This window comes from Curtobacterium poinsettiae, from assembly GCF_025677645.1.
In the GTDB taxonomy this organism is placed as follows: Bacteria; Actinomycetota; Actinomycetes; order Actinomycetales; family Microbacteriaceae; genus Curtobacterium; species Curtobacterium poinsettiae_A.
Genome location: NZ_CP106879.1, coordinates 2,833,610 through 2,859,333, shown reverse-complemented (window position 1 = coordinate 2,859,333; position 25,724 = coordinate 2,833,610). Strand labels below are relative to the sequence as shown.

Below are 25,724 nucleotides of genomic sequence, written 5' to 3'. Positions count from 1 at the left end.
AGGACCGCTCCCGCGGTCGTCACCACCGGCCCGCGTCGATAGCATGGTGGGATACCAACCGTCTCGAGTGAGGAAACAGCTGCTGTGTCGAAGCCGGTCGTCCTGATCGCCGAAGAACTCTCGCCCGCAACGGTCGACGCCCTCGGGCCCGACTTCGAGATCCGGAACGTGGACGGCACCGACCGTCCGGCGCTCCTGGCGGCGCTGTCCGACGCGCACGCCGTCCTCGTGCGGTCCGCCACCAAGATCGACGCCGAGGCGATCGCCTCGGCACCGGACCTCAAGGTCGTCGCCCGCGCCGGCGTCGGCCTCGACAACGTCGACATCAAGGCCGCGACGACCGCCGGCGTGATGGTGGTGAACGCCCCGACCTCGAACATCATCTCGGCGGCGGAGCTCACGGTCGGGCACATCCTGTCGCTCGCGCGGCACATCCCGGCCGCCCACGCCTCGCTGGCCGCCGGTGCGTGGAAGCGCTCGTCGTACACCGGTGTGGAGCTCTACGAGAAGACCGTCGGCATCATCGGCCTCGGCCGCATCGGCGCGCTCATCACCCAGCGGCTGCAGGCCTTCGGCGTGACGGTCATCGCGTACGACCCGTACGTCACCACGGCACGTGCGCAGCAGCTCGGGGTCGAGCTCGTCTCCCTCGACGACCTGCTGCGCCGGGCGGACTTCACCACGATCCACATGCCGAGGACGCCGGAGACCCTCGGCATGATCTCGGACGCCCAGTTCGCCCTGATGAAGCCGACCGCGTTCGTCGTGAACGTGGCCCGCGGCGGCCTGATCGACGAGGACGCCCTGCACCGTGCACTCACGGCGAACACCATCGCCGGCGCCGGCCTCGACGTCTTCGTCGCCGAGCCCCCGAAGGACTCGCCGCTCCTGGCGCTCCCGAACGTCGTCGTGACGCCGCACCTCGGTGCCTCCACCGACGAAGCGCAGGAGAAAGCAGGCGTCTCGGTCGCCAAGTCGGTCCGTCTCGCCCTCGGCGGCGAGCTCGTGCCCGACGCGGTGAACGTCGCCGGCGGGGTCATCGACCCGTACGTGCGCCCCGGCATCCCGCTCGTCGAGAAGCTCGGCCAGGTCTTCACCGCCCTGGCGACCTCGCCGGTCACGAGCATCGACGTCGAGGTGCACGGCGAGCTCGCCGAGTACGACGTCAGCGTGCTGAAGCTCGCGGCGCTCAAGGGCGTCTTCACCGACGTCGTGAGCGACCAGGTCTCGTACGTCAACGCCCCGCTCATCGCCGAGCAGCGCGGGGTCACCGTCCGCCTCATCACCGAGACCGACAGCCCCGAGTACCGCAACGTGCTGACGATCCGCGGTGCCCAGTCCGACGGCCCGGCGATCAGCGTGTCCGGCACGCTCACCGGCCCGAAGCAGGTCGAGAAGCTCGTCGAGATCAACGGGCACGACGTCGAGGTGCCGCTCGACCGGCACCACGTCGTGATGGAGTACACCGACCGACCGGGCATCGTCGCGGTCTACGGCAAGGAGTTCGGCCAGGCCGGCATCAACATCGCCGCCATGCAGATCTCCCGCGAAGCCGCCGGTGGCCAGGCACTGAGCGTCCTGACGGTCGACTCGCCCGTGCCGGCCGAGATCCTCGAGCACGTCCGCTCGGCGATCGACGCGTCCTCGCTCCGCGAGATCGACATCACGCTCTAGGGAGTGGCGGACATGAGCAGCGCGCAGACCATCCGACTCGCGGTCATCCGTGGTGACGGCATCGGCCCCGAGGTCGTCGACGAGGCCCTGAAGGTCCTGCACGCGGTCTTGCCGGACGACCTCGTGGTGCTGGAGACCCCGTTCTCCGTCGGTGCCGCACGGTACCTGGAGACCGGTGACGTCCTGACCGACGACGACATGGCGGCGATCGCGCAGCACGACGCGATCCTGCTCGGAGCGGTCGGCGGTGACCCCCGTGACCCGCGGCTCGCCGGCGGCATCATCGAGCGCGGGCTGCTCCTCAAGCTCCGCTTCGCATTCGACCACTACGTGAACCTCCGGCCGACGACGGTGCACCCGGCCGTTCCGACGCCGCTCGCCGACCCCGGCGAAGTCGACTTCGTGGTCGTGCGCGAAGGCACCGAGGGGCCGTACGTCGGCAACGGCGGTGCCATCCGGACCGGGACCCCGCACGAGATCGCTACCGAGGTCTCCTTGAACACCGCCTTCGGGGTCGAGCGGGTCGTCCGGTACGCCTTCGCGCTGGCGGACCGACGCCCGCGTCGGCACCTGACCCTCGTGCACAAGAGCAACGTCCTGGTACACGCCGGAGCCCTCTGGCAGCGCACCGTCGCGGCCGTCGGCGCCGAGTACCCGGACGTCACGGTCGACTACCAGCACGTGGACGCGGTCACCATCCACATGGTCCGCGACCCCGCCCGGTTCGACGTCATCGTCACCGACAACCTGTTCGGCGACATCATCACCGACCTTGCCGGCGCGATCAGCGGCGGCATCGGTCTGGCGGCCTCGGGGAACATCAACCCGGACGGCACCTTCCCCAGCATGTTCGAGCCGGTCCACGGTTCCGCGCCGGACATCGCAGGTCAGCAGCTGGCCGACCCCACCGCCGCGATCCGCTCCGTCGCCCTGTTGCTCGACCACCTCGGTCGCGGTGACCTGGCGGCCGCGGTCACGGCTGCGGTGGAGTCCGACCTCGCCGACCGGGGCACCACGCCGCGTCGCACGGCCGAGATCGGCGACGCGATCGCCGCCGCGGCCACGGTACGCACCACCACCGCCTGAGAAGGAGTCCTCCCCATGAGCACCGACACCGCCTTCGGACTCGAGTTCGCCAGCACCCCGTCCGCCGACCGCCGCGCGGCCGCCGAGCGTGAGCAGATCCTCGCCGACCCGGGCTTCGGCAAGCACTTCACCGACCACATGGCGACGGTCGAGTGGACGCTCGACGACGGCTGGCACAGTGCGTCGATCCACCCGTACGGGCCGCTGTCCCTCGATCCGAGCGCGAGCGTGCTGCACTACGCCCAGGAGATCTTCGAGGGGCTCAAGGCCTACCGGCACGCGGACGGTTCGGTGTGGTCGTTCCGGCCGGACGCCAACGCCCGGCGATTCCAGCGGTCCGCCCGACGGCTCGCGCTCCCGGAACTCCCGGTGGAGGCGTTCGTCGAGTCGATCCGGCAGCTCGTGCAGACCGACGTCGACTGGGTGCCCTCGGCGCCCGAGACCAGCCTGTACCTGCGGCCGTTCATGATCGCGACGGAGTCGTTCCTCGGGGTGCGCGCGGCACAGGCCGTCGCGTACCACTGCATCGCGAGCCCGGCCGGTGCGTACTTCACCTCGGGCCCGAAGCCGGTGTCGATCTGGCTGTCGACGCAGTACGCCCGGGCAGGCAAAGGCGGGACCGGTGCGGCGAAGACCGGCGGCAACTACGCCTCGTCGCTGCTGCCCCAGCAAGAGGCCTACGAGCACGGCTGCCAGCAGGTGATGTTCCTCGACTCGGTGGAGGGCAAGTACCTCGAAGAGCTCGGCGGCATGAACGTCGTCCTGGTCAAGTCCGACGGCACCCTCGTCACGCCCGACTCCGACTCGATCCTCGAAGGGATCACGCGTGACTCGATCCTGCAGCTGGCCGAGGACCGCGGCCTGACCGTCGCGAAGCGCCGCGTGACCCTCGACGAGTGGCGTGACGGCGTTGCCGACGGTTCGATCACCGAGGCGTTCGCGTGCGGGACCGCCGCCGTGGTGACCCCGATCGCCGAACTCCGGGGCGACGGCTTCACGATCGGTTCGCCGACCGTCGGGGCGGGCGAACTCACGATGTCCCTGCGCGACGAGCTCACCGACATCCAGTACGGCCGTCGTCCCGACCCCCACGGGTGGATGACCAAGCTGACCGACGCGTCCTGATCGACCGGCGGGCGTGGGTAGGGTCGAACGGTGAAGATCGCACGGTTCAGCAGCAAGGGTGAAGACCCCCGGTACGGCATCCTCGACGAGCGCGCTCTGGTGGTGCTCGCGGGAGACCCGATGTACCAGGGGTTCGAGACCACGGGGGAGCGCGTGGCACTCGCCGACGCCAAGCTCCTCGCCCCCGTCATCCCGCGCTCGAAGGTCATTGGCGTCGGGCTCAACTACTCGGAGCACGCCTCGGAGATGGACGAGCGCGCCGGCGACGACCCGGTGGTGTTCCTCAAGCCGAACACCTCGGTGATCGGTCCGGACGAACCCATCCGCCTCCCCGCCGACATCGGACGCGTCGACCACGAGGGCGAACTCGCCATCGTGATCGGCTCACTCGCGAAGAACGTCCGGCGTGAGGACTTCGCGAGCGTCATCCTCGGCTACACGATCGCCAACGACGTGACCGCCCGAGACCTGCAGGCGCGCGACGGTCAGTGGACCCGGGCGAAGGGGTTCGACACCTTCTGCCCGCTCGGCCCCGTGATCGAGACCGAGATCGACCCGTCGGACATCCGCATCGAGACCCGTGTCGACGGTGACCTCCGGCAGGCTGCGTCGACGAACGAGATGGTGCACGACATCCCGTCGCTCGTCGAGTTCGTGTCCTCGATCTGGACCCTTCTGCCCGGTGACGTCATCCTGACCGGGACTCCGGCCGGTGTCGGACAGATCCGCGACGGTGAGATCGTCGAGGTCACCATCTCCGGCATCGGTTCGCTCAAGAACCCTGTCATCGCCCGGCACTGACAGCGCTGCCGAACGGCCCGTTCCCCCAGGTGGGGAACGGGCCGTTCGTCGTTCTCGGGGGAGTGCTCAGCGCGGGCGCAGTGGGCGACACGCCCGGGATGTGGCCCGGCTTGGCGCTGCCGTTCACCTCTGCGTAAAGTAATCACTCGTTGCCGCTGAGGCGGAGAACGGAACGGCCGAGACGATCACCGGGTTGAACACCTGGAGATGCAGTCCGGACGGGGTCCCGCTCAGGCAACCAACTCCTCGGAACCACGACCTCTGGTTGTGCGCCCAGGACGTTGTACAAGACGAATGCCTCTCTGGCGGAACCTGTGATGGGTCGAGCGGGGAGTGCGTCTGGTCCTTGAGAACTCAACAGCGTGCACATTGTCAATGCCAATTTATTGATTGACCTCGTGCCTGGTCGGTTTGTCCGGCTGGGTCATGAAGCAATTCCTTTTGGATTGAAGATTGTCAGTAGACAGTCAACAGTCAGAATCAACTCGGTCTGATGCCTTCGGGTGTTGGGTCTGTATTTTTTTACGGAGAGTTTGATCCTGGCTCAGGACGAACGCTGGCGGCGTGCTTAACACATGCAAGTCGAACGATGATGCCCAGCTTGCTGGGTGGATTAGTGGCGAACGGGTGAGTAACACGTGAGTAACCTGCCCCTGACTCTGGGATAAGCGTTGGAAACGACGTCTAATACTGGATATGATCACTGGCCGCATGGTCTGGTGGTGGAAAGATTTTTTGGTTGGGGATGGACTCGCGGCCTATCAGCTTGTTGGTGAGGTAATGGCTCACCAAGGCGACGACGGGTAGCCGGCCTGAGAGGGTGACCGGCCACACTGGGACTGAGACACGGCCCAGACTCCTACGGGAGGCAGCAGTGGGGAATATTGCACAATGGGCGAAAGCCTGATGCAGCAACGCCGCGTGAGGGATGACGGCCTTCGGGTTGTAAACCTCTTTTAGTAGGGAAGAAGCGAAAGTGACGGTACCTGCAGAAAAAGCACCGGCTAACTACGTGCCAGCAGCCGCGGTAATACGTAGGGTGCAAGCGTTGTCCGGAATTATTGGGCGTAAAGAGCTCGTAGGCGGTTTGTCGCGTCTGCTGTGAAATCCCGAGGCTCAACCTCGGGCTTGCAGTGGGTACGGGCAGACTAGAGTGCGGTAGGGGAGATTGGAATTCCTGGTGTAGCGGTGGAATGCGCAGATATCAGGAGGAACACCGATGGCGAAGGCAGATCTCTGGGCCGTAACTGACGCTGAGGAGCGAAAGCATGGGGAGCGAACAGGATTAGATACCCTGGTAGTCCATGCCGTAAACGTTGGGCGCTAGATGTAGGGACCTTTCCACGGTTTCTGTGTCGTAGCTAACGCATTAAGCGCCCCGCCTGGGGAGTACGGCCGCAAGGCTAAAACTCAAAGGAATTGACGGGGGCCCGCACAAGCGGCGGAGCATGCGGATTAATTCGATGCAACGCGAAGAACCTTACCAAGGCTTGACATACACCGGAAACGGCCAGAGATGGTCGCCCCCTTGTGGTCGGTGTACAGGTGGTGCATGGTTGTCGTCAGCTCGTGTCGTGAGATGTTGGGTTAAGTCCCGCAACGAGCGCAACCCTCGTTCTATGTTGCCAGCGGGTTATGCCGGGGACTCATAGGAGACTGCCGGGGTCAACTCGGAGGAAGGTGGGGATGACGTCAAATCATCATGCCCCTTATGTCTTGGGCTTCACGCATGCTACAATGGCCGGTACAAAGGGCTGCGATACCGTAAGGTGGAGCGAATCCCAAAAAGCCGGTCTCAGTTCGGATTGAGGTCTGCAACTCGACCTCATGAAGTCGGAGTCGCTAGTAATCGCAGATCAGCAACGCTGCGGTGAATACGTTCCCGGGCCTTGTACACACCGCCCGTCAAGTCATGAAAGTCGGTAACACCCGAAGCCGGTGGCCTAACCCTTGTGGAAGGAGCCGTCGAAGGTGGGATCGGTGATTAGGACTAAGTCGTAACAAGGTAGCCGTACCGGAAGGTGCGGCTGGATCACCTCCTTTCTAAGGAGCATCTGGTCAGTGCTGGTCGCCCTTCATGGGTGGTTGGTTGCTGATCCAGGCGCCTGGTTCGGACCGAACGTGTCCGACGGGTAGCTCATGGGTGGAACATTGACAGTGCAGTTGGGAGTGATGCTTCCGACCTCAGTACGCTCTGCTTGCAGAGTTGGGACGGGTCGAGGGTGGAGCTGCTGGCTGGTGCACGTTGTTGGGTCCTGAGGGACCAGGCTTCCTGCTGCCGCGTGAGTGGTGGTGGGGGTTGGGCCTACGGGTCCTTCGTCGGGCCAGGGTGAACCTACCTTTCTGGTGGGGGAGTGCTGGTGCCGATCGTATGTTGAGAACTACACAGTGGACGCGAGCATCTTTGATTCGCGTCATCCATGATCAGCCTTCGGGTTGGTGTGGTGACGTTGGATCGCAATTTTAATCTTTGTGGTCAAGTTTCTAAGAGCAAACGGTGGATGCCTTGGCATCTGGAGCCGATGAAGGACGTAGAAATCTGCGATAAGCCTCGGGGAGCTGATAATCGAGCCTCGATCCGAGGATTTCCGAATGGGGAAACCCCGCCAGGCGTTTTGCGACCTGGTGACTCCCGCCTGAATATATAGGGCGGGTAGAGGGAACGTGGGGAAGTGAAACATCTCAGTACCCACAGGAAGAGAAAACAACATGTGATTCCGTGAGTAGTGGCGAGCGAAAGCGGATGAGGCTAAACCGATCATGTGTGATAGCCGGCGGGCGTTGCATGGTCGGGGTTGTGGGACACGTCACTCAGTTCTGCCGGACTGGGGCGGTTACAGCGCATCATAGTCGAACCGGTTTGAAAGCCGGGCCGTAGTGGGTGCCAGCCCCGTAGACGAAATGGTGTTATGGCCGGATGTGTATCCCAAGTAGCACGGGGCCCGAGAAATCCCGTGTGAATCTGTCAGGACCACCTGATAAGCCTAAATACTCCCAGATGACCGATAGCGGACAAGTACCGTGAGGGAAAGGTGAAAAGTACCCCGGGAGGGGAGTGAAATAGTACCTGAAACCGTTTGCTTACAAACCGTCGGAGCCTCCTTAGTAGGGGTGACGGCGTGCCTTTTGAAGAATGAGCCTGCGAGTTAGTGATATGTGGCGAGGTTAACCCGTGAGGGGCAGCCGTAGCGAAAGCGAGTCTGAATAGGGCGTTTGAGTCGCATGTTCTAGACCCGAAGCGAAGTGATCTATCCATGGCCAGGTTGAAGCGACGGTAAGACGTCGTGGAGGACCGAACCCACTTCAGTTGAAAATGGAGGGGATGAGCTGTGGATAGGGGTGAAAGGCCAATCAAACTTCGTGATAGCTGGTTCTCTCCGAAATGCATTTAGGTGCAGCGTTGCGTGTTTCTCGCCGGAGGTAGAGCTACTGGATGGCCGATGGGCCTCAACAGGTTACTGACGTCAGCCAAACTCCGAATGCCGGTGAGTGAGAGCGCAGCAGTGAGACGGTGGGGGATAAGCTTCATCGTCGAGAGGGAAACAACCCAGACTACCAACTAAGGTCCCTAAGCGTGTGCTAAGTGGGAAAGGATGTGGAGTTGCACAGACAACCAGGAGGTTGGCTTAGAAGCAGCCACCCTTGAAAGAGTGCGTAATAGCTCACTGGTCAAGTGATTCCGCGCCGACAATGTAACGGGGCTCAAGCACACCACCGAAGTTGTAGATTTCGCACTATAGACAAGCCTTCGTGGTTCAGTCGTGCGGAGTGGTAGGAGAGCGTCGTGTGGCGAGTGAAGCGGCGGAGTGATCCAGCCGTGGACGCTACACGAGTGAGAATGCAGGCATGAGTAGCGAAAGACGGGTGAGAAACCCGTCCTCCGAAAGACCAAGGGTTCCAGGGCCAGGTTAATCCGCCCTGGGTAAGTCGGGACCTAAGGCGAGGCCGACAGGCGTAGTCGATGGACAACGGGTTGATATTCCCGTACCGGCGAACAACCGCCCAAGCTAATCCAGTGGTGCTAAGAGTCCTAACCCGGTGCAACCGGATCCCTTCGGGGTGATGGTGGCCGGTCTAACGCTCGACCCCATGCTGGTGCGGTTAGCGTATGAACAGGTGTGACGCAGGAAGGTAGCTGAGCCAGGCGATGGTATCCGTAAGGTGAACCTGGTGTAAGGATGTAGGGCTGACGATAGGCAAATCCGTCGTCTGTATGTCTGAGATCCGACGCGTACCCGTAAGGGGAAATCAGTGATCCTATGCTGCCGAGAAAAGCATCGACGCGAGGTTGCAGCCGCCCGTACCCGAAACCGACTCAGGTGGTCAGGTAGAGAATACCAAGGAGATCGAGAGAATCGTGGTTAAGGAACTCGGCAAAATGCCCCCGTAACTTCGGGAGAAGGGGGGCCGGACGCGTGACCGGATGTACTCCGTGAGCGTTGAAGGCCGCAGAGACCAGTGGGAAGCGACTGTTTACTAAAAACACAGGTCCGTGCGAAGTCGCAAGACGATGTATACGGACTGACGCCTGCCCGGTGCTGGAAGGTTAAGAGGAAGGGTTAGCCTTTGGGCGAAGCTCTGAATTTAAGCCCCAGTAAACGGCGGTGGTAACTATAACCATCCTAAGGTAGCGAAATTCCTTGTCGGGTAAGTTCCGACCTGCACGAATGGCGTAACGACTTCCCAGCTGTCTCAACCGCGAACTCGGCGAAATTGCACTACGAGTAAAGATGCTCGTTACGCGCAGCAGGACGGAAAGACCCCGTGACCTTTACTACAGTTTGGTATTGGTGTTCGGAGTGGCTTGTGTAGGATAGGTGGGAGACTGTGAAGCGGGCACGCTAGTGTTCGTGGAGTCATTGTTGAAATACCACTCTGGTCACTTTGGATGTCTAACGTAGGACCCTGATCGGGTTCATGGACAGTGCCTGATGGGTAGTTTAACTGGGGCGGTTGCCTCCCAAAGAGTAACGGAGGCGCCCAAAGGTTCCCTCAACCTGGTTGGCAATCAGGTGGCGAGTGTAAGTGCACAAGGGAGCTTGACTGTGAGACTGACAGGTCGAGCAGGGACGAAAGTCGGGACTAGTGATCCGGCAGTGGCTTGTGGAAGCGCTGTCGCTCAACGGATAAAAGGTACCTCGGGGATAACAGGCTGATCTTGCCCAAGAGTCCATATCGACGGCATGGTTTGGCACCTCGATGTCGGCTCGTCGCATCCTGGGGCTGGAGTAGGTCCCAAGGGTTGGGCTGTTCGCCCATTAAAGCGGTACGCGAGCTGGGTTTAGAACGTCGTGAGACAGTTCGGTCCCTATCCGCTGCGCGCGTTGGAAATTTGAGAAGATCTATCCCTAGTACGAGAGGACCGGGATGGACGAACCTCTGGTGTGTCAGTTGTTCTGCCAAGGGCACCGCTGATTAGCTACGTTCGGACCGGATAACCGCTGAAAGCATCTAAGCGGGAAGCCGTCTTCGAGATGAGATTTCCATGCACCTTGAGTGTGAGAGGCTCCCAGCAGACTACTGGGTTGATAGGCCGGATGTGGAAGCGGGGACTAACGACCCGTGGAGCTGACCGGTACTAATAAGCCGAAGACTTGATAACACACTGATTTCCGTGCACGTGTTGCACGGGCTCGCGTCCACTTTGTGGTTCCCGACAGACGATCGGGAATCGAAACTGAATACACCGCTCTGTCTTCCACACGGGAGACAGCAGTCGGGACAGCTTTGAGACCAAGATCCATGGTCGAGAGTGTTCCGGTGGTCATAGCGAGAGGGAAACGCCCGGTCACATTCCGAACCCGGAAGCTAAGCCTCTCAGCGCCGATGGTACTGCAAGGGGGACCTTGTGGGAGAGTAGGACGCCGCCGGACTTAACGTGAAGAACCAGGGAACCCCTGACCAGTACTGGTCAGGGGTTTTCTGCGTTCTACGGCCCGTCCACAGGGCAGGTTGGAGGGACAGGCTCCGCGGTAGGGTTGTCGGGTCATGACTGCGCCATTCACCACTGCCTCCGGCTCCGACATCCGCGTCCGCTTCTGCCCGAGCCCGACGGGGACCCCGCACGTGGGGCTCATCCGCACCGCGCTCTTCAACTGGGCCTACGCCCGGCACACCGGCGGCAAGCTCGTGTTCCGCATCGAGGACACTGACGCCGCCCGCGACAGCGAGGAGTCGTACGCGCAGATCCTCGATGCACTCCGCTGGCTGCGGCTCGACTGGGACGAGGGCGTGGACGCCGGTGGTGAGCACGGACCGTACCGGCAGTCCGAGCGCACCGGGATCTACGACGACGTGATCGCGAAGCTCAAGGAGTCGGGCCACATCTACGAGTCCTTCGTCACGCCGGACGAGATGGAGGCCCGCAACAAGGCCGTGGGTCGTGACCCGAAGCAGGGCTACGACAACCACGAGCGCGACCTGTCCGACGCTGAGCGCCAGGCGTTCCGGGACGAGGGCCGGGAGCCGGCGCTCCGTCTGCGCGTCCCCGACCGTGACCTGAGCTTCGACGACCTGGTGCGCGGCGAGATCACCTTCAAGCAGGGCACGTTCCCCGACTTCGTGGTGGTCCGCCCGAACGGCAAGCCGCTCTACACGTTCACGAACCCGGTGGACGATGCCCTGATGGGCATCACCCACGTGCTCCGGGGTGAGGACCTGCTGTCGTCGACCCCGCGCCAGATCGCGCTGTACGAGGCGCTGTACGAGATCGGCCTCGCCCCCTCCATCCCCGTGTTCGGGCACCTGCCGTACGTGATGGGGGAGGGCAACAAGAAGCTCTCGAAGCGTGACCCCGAGTCGAACCTGTTCCACCACCGTGCTGCCGGCATGATCCCGGAGGGACTCGTCAACTACCTGGCGCTGCTGGGATGGTCGATCGGCCCCGACCGCGACGTGTTCTCGATCGACGAGATGGTCGCGGCGTTCGACGTCACCGACGTGAACCCGAACCCGGCCCGCTTCGACCACAAGAAGGCCGAGGCGATCAACGGGGACCACATCCGTCTGCTGGCGCCGGAGGACTTCCGGTCGCGTCTGCTGCCGTACCTGTCGGAGTTCATCAGCGACCCGGCGACCCAGGAGCAGCTCGAGGTCCTGACCAAGGCGGCTCCGCTCGTGCAGGAGCGCGTGCAGCTGCTCGGCGAGGCACCGGCGATGCTCGGCTTCATGTTCACCTCCGACGCCGACCTGGTGGTCGAGGACGACGCGCTGGCCTCGCTCAAGGGCGACACGGCAACGGTCCTGACGGCGAGCATCGCCGCGCTCGAGGGTGTCCAGGACTGGACCACCGAGGCCATCGAGGGTGCGCTCCGTGCGGCTCTCATCGACGAGCTCGGCCTGAAGCCCCGCGTCGCCTTCGGTCCGCTGCGGGTGGCGGTGTCCGGACGCCGGATCAGTCCGCCGCTGTTCGAGTCGATGGAGATCCTGGGCAAGGCGTCCACCCTGACCCGGCTCCGTGCCCTCGCGGCGCGCTGACCGATCATGGGCAGCACGGAGCACGCCGACCCGGTCGTGCACGACGTCGCGGTCATCGGCGCCGGTCCGGCCGGGCTGAGCGCTGCGCTCAACCTGGTCCGGGCGAAGCGCACCGTGCTGCTCGTCGACGCGAACCGCCCCCGGAACGCCGCGACGCTGCGGTCGCACGGGTTCCTGACGCGGGACGGCATCTCGCCGCTCGAGCTCCGCAAGCTCGGGCGGACCGAGGTCGAGGGGTACCCGGAAGCGACGGTCGTGCAGTCCGTCGTCGACCTGGTGGCCCCGGACCCCGACACGGACACCTGGCGGGTGCACGGCTCGTGGCGCGGCACCGAGCTCGAGGCCCGCGCCCGGACGGTCGTCGTGGCGACGGGGTTGCGTGAGGAGTTCCCGGCGCTGCCGATGCTCCGCGCGTTCTACGGCACCGCGGTGCACAGCTGCGTCGAGTGTGATGCGTACGACAAGGCCGGCCAGCCGCTCGCGTTCATCTGCGAGACCGACGACGTGGTCGACCGGTCGCTGCTCATCGCCTCCTGGACCGACGACCTGATCGTCTACACGAACGGGGTGGCGCCGCTCGACGACGCGGGCCGCGCTCGGCTCGCGTCGGCGGGGATCGTCGTGGACGAGCGGGTCGTCGAGGACCTCGAGGGCGATCGCTCCGGAATGACCGGCGTCCGGCTCGCCGACGGCCACGTCGAGCCGCGGACCGGTGGGTTCGTCCGACCGGTGTGGCACGCCGACCTCGACTGGCTGCGCACCAGCGCCACCACGCGTACGAGCGCCACGGACGCCACGAGCGGGAACACGGCCGCGAACGGCGACACGCCCGGAGCGCTCGAGGGGCTCCAGCGCGACACGCAGGGACTCCTCGTGGTCGACCGGGTGGGCCGGACGTCCGTCCCGGGGCTCTACGCCGTGGGAGACGTCACGCCTCCCGGGCCCGAGCAGCTCATCGTCGCCGCCGGACACGGAGCCGCGACCGCCGCCGCCGTTCACCGAGACCTGGTGGGTGGTCTTGCGGACCTCCGGGATGCTGTACAGTAGTTGATCGTGCCCCGGGTGACCGGGCCAGAAGGCCGACAGGCCTTTTGGGGTATGGTGTAATTGGCAACACAGCGGTTTCTGGTACCGTCGTTCTTGGTTCGAGTCCAGGTACCCCAGCACTCGATGAACAGCCCCCGGGATCTCCCGGGGGCTGTTCTCGTTCCGGGCTGTTCTCGTTCGCGGCCGTGCTGGTTCCGAGCGTCCTCATCGGGGATGCACGGCTCATCCACGGTCACGCCACGGCTGATCCGGAGGTTGCGCGGAACCGCACGATCCCCGAGCCGGGGCGAGCCGCCGTGCGGAAGGCGCCGCACGGCGGTGGTCCGGTCGTTCCGGAGTCGTACCGTCCGTGGCGGGCGCAGGCAGCGCCTCCAGACCGGTTGCGGTTCCCCGCACCGGGCTCTCGACTGCTCGCGGGCGGGGGGAGCGCGGACCTACGGTCGGAAGACCGTCGCGGGAGTCGTGGCGGTCCGCTGCTGAGCACCCGAGGTGTCATCGTGACCTCCGTCGACCCGCTGACGACCGTCGATCCCTGGAACCACCCCGCAGCCGTGCCCGCGGCGGCCGACCACTCCGTGCTGGACCGCTGGGACCGCGTGGTGGCACTCCGGGGCGACGCCGCCGCGCTCGCGGGCGACGGCCGTCCGTACACCTACGCCGAAGCGGACCGAGCCTCGCGCGCGCTGGCCGCAGCCCTGGCCGTGACGCTCCGACCCGACGACCACAGCGGCGCCGGCGTCGGCGACACCCCGGGCGGGGCGTCGAAGCCGGTCGGGTTGATGGCGGGGCAGTCGACCGAGGCCGTGATCGGCATCCTCGCGCTGGTGCGTGCCGGACGGACCGTGGTGGTGCTCGACGACCACCTGCCCGCAGCACGCCTGGCGCACGTGGCCCGCCTCGCCGGCGTCGACGAGATCCTGGCCGACGCCGAGCGTGCGGTGCTGGCCGCCGACGTCATCGCTGAACGGGACGGCCGGGTGCACGCACTCGGCGAGCTGCTGGACGCGGGCGAGCTGCTGGACGCGGGCGAACTGCTGGACGCGGGCGAACTGCTGCACACGGGCGAACCGCTGGACGCGGGCGGTCCCGGCGCGGCCCCGTCGGCGGACACCGTCGGCGTGCGCCCCGGCGGGCGGGACCCCTTCGCCATCGTCTTCACCTCCGGCTCGACCGGCATGCCGAAGGGCGTGGTCCTGACGCACCGGCAGCAGATCGCCAACGCGGAGCAGGACGCGGCCGCACTCGGCCTGGGCCCGGGTGATCGGCTCGGTGTCGTCCTGCCGCTGTCGTTCGCGGCCGGGCTCCTGTTCTCGTTCGACACCTTGCTCTGCGGCGGCACCATCGTGCTGCTCGAACCGCGTGAACTCGGTGTCGAGCGGCTGCTCGGGCGGTTCCGGGACGACGACGTGAACGTGCTCGTCTGCACCCCGCACCTGCTGCGCTCGATCATCGGATCGCAGAGCGCCCCCGGGTCGCACGGGACCGCAGCCGGGACCGCACCGGTGCTCGGCGGGCTGCGCTTCCTGATGACCACGGGCGAGTCCGTCACCGGCGCCGACCTCGCCGCGGCTCGACCCCACCTGGACCCGGACACGCTGCTCCTGAACGCCTTCGGCTCGAGCGAGACCGCGTGCGTCGCCTACTGCCCGGTGGCCCCGGGCGAGCCGGTGCCCGAGGGCGTCGTGCCCGCCGGGTGGCCGTTGCCCGGCAAGACGGTCCTCGTGCTCCGTGAGGACGGCAGCCCTGCCGACCCGGGGGAGACCGGCGAGCTCGTCGTGGTCTCCGACGCCCTGACCGCGGGCTACTGGGGCGCGCCGGAGAAGACCGCCGAACGGGCCGGACACACCGGCGAAGCCGAGGCCGTCGCCGGCATCCCCGTCGGGACCCCGAGCTGGCGGCAGGGCGACCTGGCCCGCGTCGACCCCGACGGGCGGCTCGTGCTGCTCGGCCGATCCGACGACGCCGTGAAGGTCCGCGGCTACCTGGTCGAGCCGAGTGAGGTCGAGGCGGCGCTCCGCGCGGTCCCCGAGGTGCACGACGCGGTCGTGACGGCACAGGTCGACCCCGGTTCCGTCACCCGGCTCGTCGCCTACGTGGTCGGTCGCCCGGGGCACCGCACCCCGGCACCGGGCGCGCTCCGGCGGGCGCTCCGTGAGCGGCTGCCCGAGTACATGGTGCCGGCGTCGATCGTGCCGATGACCGAACTACCGCGGAACGAGCGGGGCAAGGTCGACCGGGCCGAACTCCCCGGGGCGCCGAGCGTCGAGACCGAGATGGTCGAGGGCGAGTACGACCAGTGGGAGCTCGTCGTGGGGCAGATCTGGGCCGAGGTGCTCGGGCTCCGGGGCGTGCACCTGGACGAGGACTTCTCCGCGCTCGGCGGCGACTCGCTGTCCGCCGAGGAGATGCTCGCCGTCGTGCAGGACCGGCTCGGGGTCGACCTGCGCTCCTCGGACGTGCTCGAGCACCCGACGCTCCGCGCCTTCGCCCGACGGGTGCGGAGCGGCACGAGCGCGCTGCCGAGCCACCCCGACGTCGTGAAGGTCTCCGAGGCGCGCGAGGGCGGCCGTCCGCCGGTGTTCTGCTTCGCCGGTGGCGGTGCCCTGGCGCTGACGTTCCTGCCGCTCTCGCGGCACCTGCCCGCGCACGACCTGTACGCGTTCCAGCAGCACGCCCTCGAGCGCCGTGGGATGCCGGACTGGAACATCGAGCGGAGCGCCCGCCGCTACCTCGCCCTGATGCGCATCGTGCAGCCCCGCGGCCCGTACCTGCTCGTCGGGCACTCGCTCGGCGGACTCGTCGCGCTCGAGATCGCCCGGCTCCTGACCGAGAGCGGCGAGCAGGTGGAGCACGTCGTCCTGCTCGACACCTACCTGCCCCGCACGAAGTCCGAACAGGCCCGCCTGCACTTCGGCCGAATGGAGCCGCGCGACCAGCCGAACTCCGCCGTCCGCGCCGTGCAGCGGGGGCTCGACCGCGCCGTCCGGCGGGTCCTGCCCGCGGGTGTGCCGTACGGGGCGCTGTTCGCCAAGCGGCTCCGGGCGTACACCGCCGGCGTGCTGCGGCACGGTGGGCAGAAGGACTTCGACGCCTTCTTCGACCAGGCCGAGATCGTCACCAGGCGCCACCACCCGACGCCGTTCCACGGGAGGGCCACCTACGTCCTCGCCGACGCCAACCCCGACGCCGCCGGGTGGTCCGCACTGCTGCGCGGGCCCACCGAGATGGTGCGGATCGCGAGCGAGCACACGTCGCTGCTGCGGGAACCGCACGTCGCCGAGCTGGCGGTCGCGCTGCGGGCCGCCTTCGAGACGGCGGACGTGCCGCAGGTCTGAGACCGGCCCACGACCGGACGGGAGGCGCGGTGCCAGCTGGCACCGCGCCTCCCGTCCGCTCGTCCTGCGTCCACCACCCGCCGGCCGCCGCGCCGGAGGGCCGACCTGCACGAGGGTTGCGGGTTTCCGTATCCGCACCCGGGTGTCCGCAAGGGACCGCACCGCGCATTGACCCTCCCGCTGGCCACGGCGATGGTTGGAACCGCGGGGGAGAGTACCCACTCACCCGCGGCAAGCAGGCGGCGTCGTACCCGCGTCCCGCTGCTCGACCGACGACGGTCACCGTCGTCGATGCGTCATCCGAGGACGCGCCGCTCGTCTCGACGAGCCACCACCCGACAGCAACCCTGACCCGACAGGACCGCGCCATGCCCGCACGTACCGTTCGCCCTGCAGACCCGAGGGTCTCCGTCGTCATCCCGGCACGGAACGAGGCCCGCAACCTCGAGATCATCCTCCCGAAGCTCCCGCCCGTGTACGAGGTGATCCTGGTCGACGGCAACTCCGTCGACGACACCATCGCCGCCGCCCAGCGCGTGATGCCCGACATCCGCGTCGTGCACCAGACCCGCAAGGGCAAGGGCAACGCCCTGGCCTGCGGCTTCGAGGCCGTCACCGGCGACATCGTCGTCATGTTCGACGCCGACTGCTCCGCGGACCCCGACGAGATCCCGCGGTTCGTCCAGGCACTCGTCGACGGCGCCGACGTCGCGAAGGGCACCAGGTACTCGCTCGGCGGTGGCAGCGACGACATCACGATCGTCCGGAACATGGGCAACCGCGGCCTGAACATGCTCTGCAACATCATCCTCGGCACCCGCTACAGCGACCTCTGCTACGGCTACAACGCCTTCTGGGCGGACGTCCTGCCGGAGATCGGTCTGCTGTCGTCCGAGCTGCCGAAGCCGGCCGACGGTTCGATGCTGTGGGGCGACGGGTTCGAGATCGAGACCGTCCTGACCTGCCGCTGGTCGGCCGCCGAGCTCGCGATCACCGAGGTGCCGAGCCACGAGAAGCTCCGCGTGCACGGTTCGAGCAACCTCAACGCCGTGACCGACGGCATCCGCGTGCTGAAGTCGATCATGCACGAGCGTCGTCGTGCCGCGATCGGCCGTGCCGAGGTCCGTCGCGCGGCGATGAGCGTCGTGCCGCCGGCCGAGCAGCTCGCCGCGCCGGCTGCTGCGCCGGTTGCTGCTGCTCCCGTCGCTGCGGCGCCGGTCGCTGCGTCCGTCGCGACCCCCGTCGCTGCGTCCGCCGTCGCCGGGGCGTCCGTTGCCGGGGCAGCCGTCGTCGCGTCCGTCGTCGCCCTCGAGGAGGACGTCGCGTGACGACCGTCGCGGTCGTCATCTGCGCCTACACCCAGCAGCGCTGGGGTGACCTGCAGGACAGCGTCGAGTCGGCCAAGCGCCAGCCCGAGGGCCCCGAGGTCGTCGTCGTCATCGACCACGAGCCCGAGCTCCTGGCCCGCGCCGCCGCGCGCTGGCCGGAACTCCGGGTCGTCCCGAACACCGAGGACCGCGGACTCTCCGGGGCCCGGAACACCGGTGTCGCCCTGACCGACGCCGACGTCGTCGCGTTCCTGGACGACGACGCCACCGCGGACCCCGACTGGCTCGGGCACATGCTCACCGCGCTCGAGGACCCCGATGTCGTCGGTGTCGGCGGTCGTGCCACCCCGTCCTGGCCCACCGCCACCGGTGCCGGCCCCTACGCGGACGAGCTCCTCTGGATCGTCGGCTGCTCGTACCGGGGCCTGCCGGAGACCCCCGGCGACGTGCGCAACGTCATCGGGTCGAGCATGGCGTTCCGCCGCGACGCGATCCTGCTCGCCGGCGGTTTCCGCTCCGGCATCGGCCGCGTCGGCAACCAGCCGCTCGGCTGCGAGGAGACCGAACTCTGCATCCGCATCGCCCAGGCCCGTCCCGGCGCGCGGATCCGGCACGAACCGCGCTCGAACGTCTCGCACCGGGTCTCCCCGGACCGCGTGACGATGCGCTACCTGCGCCGCCGCAGCTACTACGAGGGCATCTCGAAGGCGGTGCTGAGCCGTCGGGTCGGCACCGGCGACTCGCTCGCCAGCGAGTCGACCTACCTGACCCGCGTGATCCCGGGCGCCGTGCTGCGCGAACTGCGCCACGTCGGTCGTGGCGGAGGCCTGCGGGCGTACGCCATCGCGCTCTCCGTCGTCTCGACGGTCGCGGGCTACGCCGTCGGCCGGGTCCTCGGAACCGTCGTCGTGCGGACCCCGCCCGCACCCGCACCGCTCCCGCAGCCGGTGGGCACACCGTGACCCGCGCGACCCTGGCGATGGTCCTCTCGCCGGTCGTGACCGGGCCGCTCGTCCCCACCTGGGACGGCGCGCTCTGGGTCGGCGAGGTGGACCGTGCCGACGTGCACGCGTCGAGCCACCGGGACGTCATCGCCCTGCAGGGATCCGCCGGGTACGGGCGTGCCCGCCTGCTCGTCCGCGACCACGGCGAGCCCCTCGGTTTCGTCGAGGCCGAGATCATCGAACGCCGCCGCATCGGCGGCACCATCGACGTCCGTGCGCTGCAGCGCGCGATCCGGCCCATGCCGGCACCCGAGCGTCGGCCGGCAGCAGGTCTGGTGCTGCCGTCCGTCACCGTGGTGCTCTGCACGGACGGCGCCGCCGGCACGACCATGCGGTCGGTGCTCGCGAACGGACACCCCGACTTCGACGTCGTGGTCGTCTCGCACGGCGCCGACGACGACGGTGTGGCGACCGTCGACATCGGCGGACACCGCGTCACCACCATTCCCGCGCCCGACGGCGGCCTCGCCGCCGCGCGGAACGCCGGCCTGCTCGTCGCGACCGGCGACGTCGTCGCGTTCGTGGACGAGGGCGCCGTCGTGGACGGCGGCTGGATCGCCGCGATCGCCCGTGCCTTCGCGGCCGACCCGGACGTGGCCTGCGTCACCGGGCTCGTGCCGAGTGCCGAGCTCCGGACGCCGGCGCAGCGCTGGCACGACGACCGCACCCCCGGCGGGCGGACCGTCCGCCGCCGGGTGTTCCGGCTCGACGACCCGGTCGACGACCTCCCGCTGCACCCCTTCGCCGCCTCGGCCTACGGCACCGGCGCGAACCTCGCCGTGCACCGCGCGACCGCGCTCCGGATCGGTGGGTTCGACACCGCCTTCGGCCCCGGTACCCGCGTCGGCGGCGGCGACGACCTCGACCTCTTCACACGACTGCTGTTCGCCGGATCCGCGATCGCCGTCGAACCGGCCGCGATCGCGTGGCAGCGATCGGCGGACGACGTCGCGTCGCTCCGCGCCGCCGCTGCCGCGCACGGCCACGGACTCGGAGCCTGGATGACCAAGAACGCACTCGACCGCGACACGCTGACCGCCTCGGTGGACGCGGCACCGGAGGCCATCAGCGCCTTCGCGCGCCTCGGCCTCGAGCAGGGCGACGACGCTGCCGACGCTGCTCCGGCGAACGGCCACGGGACGGGCGGTGCGCGCGACGCAGATGCCGTCGACGCCGTCGACGCCGTTGACGCGGAGTTCGCGGCGACGAAGCGTCGGTTGCGTCGCGTCGAGCGGCGCTCCGTGCTCACCGCTCCGGTCCTGGCGCTCCGGGAACGCATGGGCGGCGCGGGGACGATCGACCGCACGGCGCACGGCCGCCACGAGCTGCAGCGCGGCCTCGACACCGCGGGGCCGGCGCGACCGACCCCCGGTGGCGCGATGGGGCCGGCGGCGCGACTCGGTGCCGCCGCGATCGTCGTGCTGACGCTCGTGCTGGCCGCCGTCGGCAGCGTCGTCGAGCTGCCCACGCTGCGGGCGAGCGCCGTCGCGGTCTTCCTGTTCGCCCTGCTCGGGGTCGCCCCGATGCTGCTCGTCCGTCCGATGTCCCTCGCACGGTTCGCCGTCCTCGCCGTCACCGGGTCGCTCGTCGGCACGATCGCCATCGGGTACACCATGGCGACCTTCCACATCTGGGCGCCGACGGTCCCCTTCGTCGGTGTCGTCGTGCTCACCGCGGCGGCGCTCGCCGTCTCGGTACCCCGTGACGTGGCGGAGCTCCGTCGTGCCGGACTCGTGCACCGTGCGACCGCTCGGCCCCGGTGGAGCACGACCGCCACCGTGACGGCGCTCTCGCTCGGCGGGCTCGTCGTCGTGGTCGTCGCCGCGCTCACCCACATGGGCGACCCGGTGCCCGCCGGCCTGTTCGGCTCGCTCGGACCGGGCCTGGTCGTCGGCCTCGTGCTCGTCGTCGCCGCCGCGGTCATCGCCCTGGTGCGCGGCCGCGCACTCGCCGTGCCCGTCGTCGTGCTCGGCGGTGTCGTGCAGCTCGCCCAGGCGATCACGTACGGCGTGCCGACCGTGACCGCCGCCGCCCGGCACATCGGTGTCGTCGAGTACATCCGCCAGTTCGGTGGGACCAACCCGTCGGCCGACATCTTCCAGACCTGGTCCGGCCTGTTCGCGGGCGCTGCCTGGGTCGCCGACGTCGGGGGCATCGTCAACACGATCCTCATCGCCGCCTGGGTGCCGGTGCTGCTCGCGTTCAGCACGACCATCGCGGTCGGGGTCCTGGCGGCGCACTGGCTGCCCGGCGCCCGTCGGCCGTGGATCGCAGCGCTGCTGACCGCGATGACCGGTTCGCTCAACACCACGTACTTCTCGCCGCAGTCGACCGGCATCCTGATGTCGATCGTGATCCTCGTGCTCGCCACCGGACCGCTGCGCGACGCCGCCGTCACCACCGCCGACGGCTCCGTCGCCGCCAAGCCGCGGGCACGGCGGGTGGGGCTCTCGCGGATCATCGCGATCACCCTCATCGGCATCGTGCTCGCCGTGACGCACCAGATCTCGCCGTACCTGACGGTCGCCGCACTCGTCACGCTCATCGTCTTCCGGATGCTCCGCCCCTGGTGGCTGCCCGTCGTCGTGCTCGTGCCGGCGGTGGTCTTCGCCGCGCTGAACGGTGACATCCTCGGACGGTTCCTGTCGCTCGCGGCGGTCGGACGCGTGCTCGACAACGTGCAGCCGCCCGCGCACGACATGACCGTCCTGCCGAAGCCGCTCGTCACGCGCCTGGCGTTCGACATCCCGGCAGCCGCGCTCGTGGTGCTCGGGCTCATCGCCCTGGTGACCGTGCTGATGCGGCGCGACCGGACGCACTGGGCGCTCCTCGCCACCGCCGCGAGCCCGATCTCGCTGCTCGTCGCCACGAACTACGGCCAGGAAGGCGTCTTCCGCGTCGTGCTCTTCGCGACGCCGTGGATCGCGATCCTGGCGGCGGCGCTCCCGGTGCCCGCCGGTCGGTTCGCCCCGGTCGGGGCGGTCCTGCAGCGGGGGATGCGCCCGTCCGCCGTGCGGTTCGCGGTCGCCGGAGCAGCGGTGGCGGCGCTCGTCGCGATCGGTGCGTTCGGGCAGACCTCGCTCGACTGGAACCGCGTCATGACCCGGAGCCAGTCCGCGGCGACGCAGTACTACGACCGCACGGCACCCGCGGGCTCCGTGATGCTGCTCACCGGTTCGGCCAACGCCGTCCCGAGCAACACCGGCGCACGGTACTTCGACGTGGGCTACCTGTCCCGCGAAGCACTCGGCCCGTACCCGGACCCGACCGGCGGTTACGACGCCGAGGCCGACCTGTCGAACGTGACGCGGGAACTGGTCGTGAACTGGTCGGCCACCGGCTACTACGCCCTGGTCGCGGAGCCCTTCGGCGCCTACGACGAGCGGTACGGCTACCAGAGCGACGCCGACTACCAGGAGCTCGCCGCCGCCATGGCGTCCTCGCCCTACTGGAAGCGGGTCTGGTCGTCGGGGACGACCGCGATGTACGAACTGACGACGGAGGGCCTGCGCCATGCAACCGACTGAACCGACCTCCGACAGACCGCGACGGACGCGACGGGCCACCGTCGCGTCCGTCGCGGGCGTGGTCGCCACGGTGCTCGCCGTGCTGGTCGCGCCGAACCTCGCGGTCCAGCCCGCCGTGGCCGCGGCCGCGGACTGCAGCGCCGGGCGGGTGCTCAACGTCGTCGCCCACCCCGACGACGACCTGCTCTTCCAGGGCACGGACCTGCGGAAGGACATCGACGCGGGGCGCTGCGTGCGCTCGGTGATCGTCACCGCCGGTGACGCCGGCAAGCCCGACTGGTACTGGCAGGAACGCCAGGTCGGGCTGATGGCCGCCTACGCGAGCATGGCCGGCGTCGACCCGGCGTCGACGACCGGCTCCACGACGGTCGCCGGACGGACCCTGCTCACCGAGACCCTCACTGCCGACCCGCGGATCAGCCTGGTCTTCATGGACCTGCCGGACGGCAACGTCGAGGGCAACGGCTTCTGGGCGAACGGCTACGAGAGCCTCCAGCGCCTGTACACGGGCGACATGGACACGCTGCACACCGTCGCCGACGCCCCGCACAGCGCCACGTACACGCTCGCGCAGCTCCGGGCGACGCTGCAGGGGATCGTGCAGGACTTCGCACCGACGGACATCCACACCCTCGACCACGAGGGCGAGTACGGCGACGGGGACCACAGCGACCACCACACGGTCGCGTACCTGACCGACCAGGTGCAGCGGCAGTACACCGGCGCGCACGGCTTCACCGGGTACATGGGGTACCCGATCGCCGACCGTCCGGCGAACCTGACGACGGCCCAGACCCAGGCGAAGGCCGACGCGTTCTTCACCTACGCCGCCCATGACAGTGAGACCTGCGCGTCGTACCAGGCCTGCTCGGCGCGACCCGAGACCTCGTGGCTCAGCCGGCAGTACACCGTCGGCTCGCCGGTGCCGACGAACCCCACCGACCCGACCGACCCCACCGACCCGACCCCCGCCCACGAGGACGTGACGGGTTCGGCGTCGGTGACGGCGAGTGCGGAGAACCCGGCTGACGGTCAGACGGCCGTGAAGGCGGTCGACGGTGTGGTGAGCGGGTACCCGGATGCGCCGACGGCGGAGTGGGTCGCACCGTCTGGTCGTGCGGGGACGTGGATCCAGCTCGGGTGGGCGAAGGCGACGGCGTTGGACGCGGTCGACCTCGCTGATCGGCCGAACTCGGTGGACCAGGTGCTGGGCGGGACGTTGACGTTCTCGGACGGCTCGAGTGTGCAGGTGCCGGCGTTGAGCAACGGTGGTGCGGTGCAGCGGATCACGTTCGCGGCGCGCAGTGTCACGTGGGTGCGGTTCACGGTGACGTCGGTCAGTGGCGGGACGCAGAACGTGGGTCTCGCCGAGATCCGCGCGCTGGCCCCGGCCGACACGACGCCGCCGCCGACCCCGACGCGGACGGACGTGACGGGTTCGGCGTCGGTGACGGCGAGTGCGGAGAACCCGGCTGACGGTCAGACGGCCGTGAAGGCGGTCGACGGTGTGGTGAGCGGGTACCCGGATGCGCCGACGGCGGAGTGGGTCGCACCGTCTGGTCGTGCGGGGACGTGGATCCAGCTCGGGTGGGCGAAGGCGACGGCGTTGGACGCGGTCGACCTCGCTGATCGGCCGAACTCGGTGGACCAGGTGCTGGGCGGGACGTTGACGTTCTCGGACGGCTCGAGTGTGCAGGTGCCGGCGTTGAGCAACGGTGGTGCGGTGCAGCGGATCACGTTCGCGGCGCGCAGTGTCACGTGGGTGCGGTTCACGGTGACGTCGGTCAGTGGCGGGACGCAGAACGTGGGTCTCGCCGAGATCCGCGCGCTGGCCCCGGCGAGCAGCAGCGGCGGCACGACGCCGACGCCGACGCCGACCCCGACGCCGACCCCGACGCCGACCCCGACGCCGACCCCGACGCCGACGCCCACGCCCGCTCCGGGCCTGCGGGACGTCACCGGCTCGGCCACCCCGACGGCGATCGCCGACAACCCGGCCGACGGCCAGACCGTCGCGAAGGCCGTCGACGGCGTGGTGTCCGGCCACCCGGTCGACCACACCGCCGAGTGGGCCGTGCCCTGGGGACGGACCGGCATCTGGATCCAGCTCGACTGGGCCGCCCCCGTCGCGCTCCAGCGCATCGTCCTGCACGACCGTCCGAACAGCGACGACCAGATCACGAGCGGCACGCTGACGTTCTCGGACGGCAGCCAGGTCGCCGTGGGCGCACTCCCGAACGACGGCAGCGCCCGGACGGTCGACTTCACCGCCCGGAACGTCACCTGGGTGCGGTTCACCACCACCGGGGTGTCGAACAGCACGATCAACGTCGGTCTCTCGGAGGTCCGCGCATGGGCAGCTGGATGACCCCGGACGAGGACGGCCCCCGCCCCGTCGCCGAGCAGTCGGCCGCCGCGCACGGTGCCGCTCCGGCGCACGGCCTCGGCGCCTCCCGCCACCGCACCCCGCTCCGGACACGAGGACGACGGGTCGCGATCGTGGCCGCGGCCCTGGTGGTCGCGGTCGGTGCCGTCGCCGCGGCGACCACCGGCACGACGTCCGTCGGCCCCGGACCCAGCGGGGTCGCGATGCCGACCGGCGACGGTGACGGCTGGAAGCGGGTGTTCTCGGAGGACTTCGACGACACCACCCCGTCGGGCGGGTTCGAGGCGGCCTACGACGACCGGTTCACCGTCTACCACGGCTTCGCGGACACCGCGGGGACCGGCCGGTACCAGGCGTCCACGCTGAGCGCTCACGACGGGATGCTCGACATGCACCTGCGCACCACGAAGGCGGGCACCCCGCTCGCCGGCGGGGTCGTCCCGCTCGTCGACGGACGATGGGGTGGTCAGACCTCCGGGCGCTACAGCATCCGGATGAAGAGCGACGAGGTCGACGGGTACGGGGTGGCGGTGCTGCTCTGGAGCGACGAGAACGTCTGGGCGCACGGCGAGATCGACTTCCCCGAGGGCGCGCTCGGTGCGCCCGCCTGGCTGAACGTGCACTGCCTGGTCGACCCGGCCGAGAAGTGCGTCCACCACGAGACCGACGCGTCGCTGGCCGACTGGCACACGTACACGATCGAGTGGACGCCCTCGCGGATGTCGTTCCTGGTCGACGACGAGGTCGTCGGGAGCACCACGCAGGACATCCCCGTGGAACGCATGCACCTGGTCGTGCAGACGGGATCCCTCGAGGGCCTGCCGCCCCGGGACGCCGCCGGGTCGTTGCTGGTCGACTGGATGACGATCGACGTGCCTGCCGACGGCGAGAGCCCCCGGGCCACGCTGCCGTCCACGGGCCCAGCCGCCGGCTGA

12 protein-coding genes, 1 tRNA gene and 3 rRNA genes are annotated in these 25,724 nt (G+C 68.4%); all 16 read left to right on the top strand.

Features of this window, described 5'->3' with window-relative positions; genetic code table 11:
• Positions 1-84 precede the first annotated feature (84 nt).
• The 16 genes from serA (at position 85) to OE229_RS13535 (ending at position 25,724) form a co-directional block, all read left to right on the top strand.
• Positions 85-1,674: a phosphoglycerate dehydrogenase gene (gene serA / locus OE229_RS13610; RefSeq protein WP_262138477.1), complete on the top strand. Its 1,590-nt coding sequence runs from the start codon at positions 85-87 to the stop codon at positions 1,672-1,674.
• Positions 1,675-1,686: 12 nt separating this feature from the next.
• Positions 1,687-2,760, top strand: a complete 1,074-nt coding sequence (locus OE229_RS13605; RefSeq protein ID WP_262138476.1) for a 3-isopropylmalate dehydrogenase — start codon at positions 1,687-1,689, stop codon at positions 2,758-2,760.
• A 15-nt stretch (positions 2,761-2,775) separates the two neighbouring features.
• Positions 2,776-3,885, top strand: coding sequence for a branched-chain amino acid aminotransferase (locus tag OE229_RS13600; protein ID WP_262138475.1), 1,110 nt, complete (start codon positions 2,776-2,778; stop codon positions 3,883-3,885).
• Positions 3,886-3,915: 30 nt separating this feature from the next.
• On the top strand, positions 3,916-4,686 hold the full coding sequence (locus OE229_RS13595) for a fumarylacetoacetate hydrolase family protein (protein WP_027466538.1): 771 nt from the start codon (positions 3,916-3,918) through the stop codon (positions 4,684-4,686).
• Positions 4,687-5,207: 521 nt separating this feature from the next.
• Positions 5,208-6,729, top strand: a 16S ribosomal RNA gene (locus tag OE229_RS13590).
• A gap of 431 nt (positions 6,730-7,160) precedes the next feature.
• Positions 7,161-10,288 (top strand): 23S ribosomal RNA (locus OE229_RS13585).
• 154 nt (positions 10,289-10,442) lie between these two features.
• Positions 10,443-10,559 (top strand): 5S ribosomal RNA (rrf, locus tag OE229_RS13580).
• Together the 16S, 23S and 5S rRNA genes form the textbook arrangement of a ribosomal RNA operon.
• Positions 10,560-10,674: 115 nt before the next feature.
• On the top strand, positions 10,675-12,162 hold the full coding sequence (gltX, locus tag OE229_RS13575; protein ID WP_262138473.1) for a glutamate--tRNA ligase: 1,488 nt from the start codon (positions 10,675-10,677) through the stop codon (positions 12,160-12,162).
• A gap of 6 nt (positions 12,163-12,168) precedes the next feature.
• Positions 12,169-13,209: an NAD(P)/FAD-dependent oxidoreductase gene (locus OE229_RS13570; RefSeq protein ID WP_262138472.1), complete on the top strand. Its 1,041-nt coding sequence runs from the start codon at positions 12,169-12,171 to the stop codon at positions 13,207-13,209.
• Positions 13,210-13,254: 45 nt separating this feature from the next.
• Positions 13,255-13,326: transfer RNA gene (locus OE229_RS13565), tRNA-Gln, on the top strand.
• A gap of 380 nt (positions 13,327-13,706) precedes the next feature.
• Positions 13,707-16,544, top strand: a complete 2,838-nt coding sequence (locus OE229_RS13560; protein WP_262138471.1) for an AMP-binding protein — start codon at positions 13,707-13,709, stop codon at positions 16,542-16,544.
• A gap of 368 nt (positions 16,545-16,912) precedes the next feature.
• Positions 16,913-17,872: a glycosyltransferase family 2 protein gene (locus OE229_RS13555; RefSeq protein ID WP_111047116.1), complete on the top strand. Its 960-nt coding sequence runs from the start codon at positions 16,913-16,915 to the stop codon at positions 17,870-17,872.
• Positions 17,869-18,834 carry a glycosyltransferase family 2 protein gene (locus OE229_RS13550; RefSeq protein WP_209082531.1) on the top strand — a complete coding sequence of 322 codons (966 nt, stop codon included), beginning with the start codon at positions 17,869-17,871 and terminating at the stop codon, positions 18,832-18,834. The genes OE229_RS13555 and OE229_RS13550 overlap by 4 nt, the downstream gene beginning before the upstream one ends.
• Complete coding sequence (locus OE229_RS13545) at positions 18,831-22,403, top strand: glycosyltransferase (RefSeq protein WP_263344576.1); 3,573 nt, start codon at positions 18,831-18,833, stop codon at positions 22,401-22,403. Before OE229_RS13550 ends, OE229_RS13545 begins: the two co-directional genes overlap by 4 nt.
• Complete coding sequence (locus tag OE229_RS13540; RefSeq protein WP_262138466.1) at positions 22,390-24,771, top strand: PIG-L family deacetylase; 2,382 nt, start codon at positions 22,390-22,392, stop codon at positions 24,769-24,771. The genes OE229_RS13545 and OE229_RS13540 overlap by 14 nt, the downstream gene beginning before the upstream one ends.
• On the top strand, positions 24,756-25,724 hold the full coding sequence (locus tag OE229_RS13535) for a glycoside hydrolase family 16 protein (protein WP_111056285.1): 969 nt from the start codon (positions 24,756-24,758) through the stop codon (positions 25,722-25,724). The genes OE229_RS13540 and OE229_RS13535 overlap by 16 nt, the downstream gene beginning before the upstream one ends.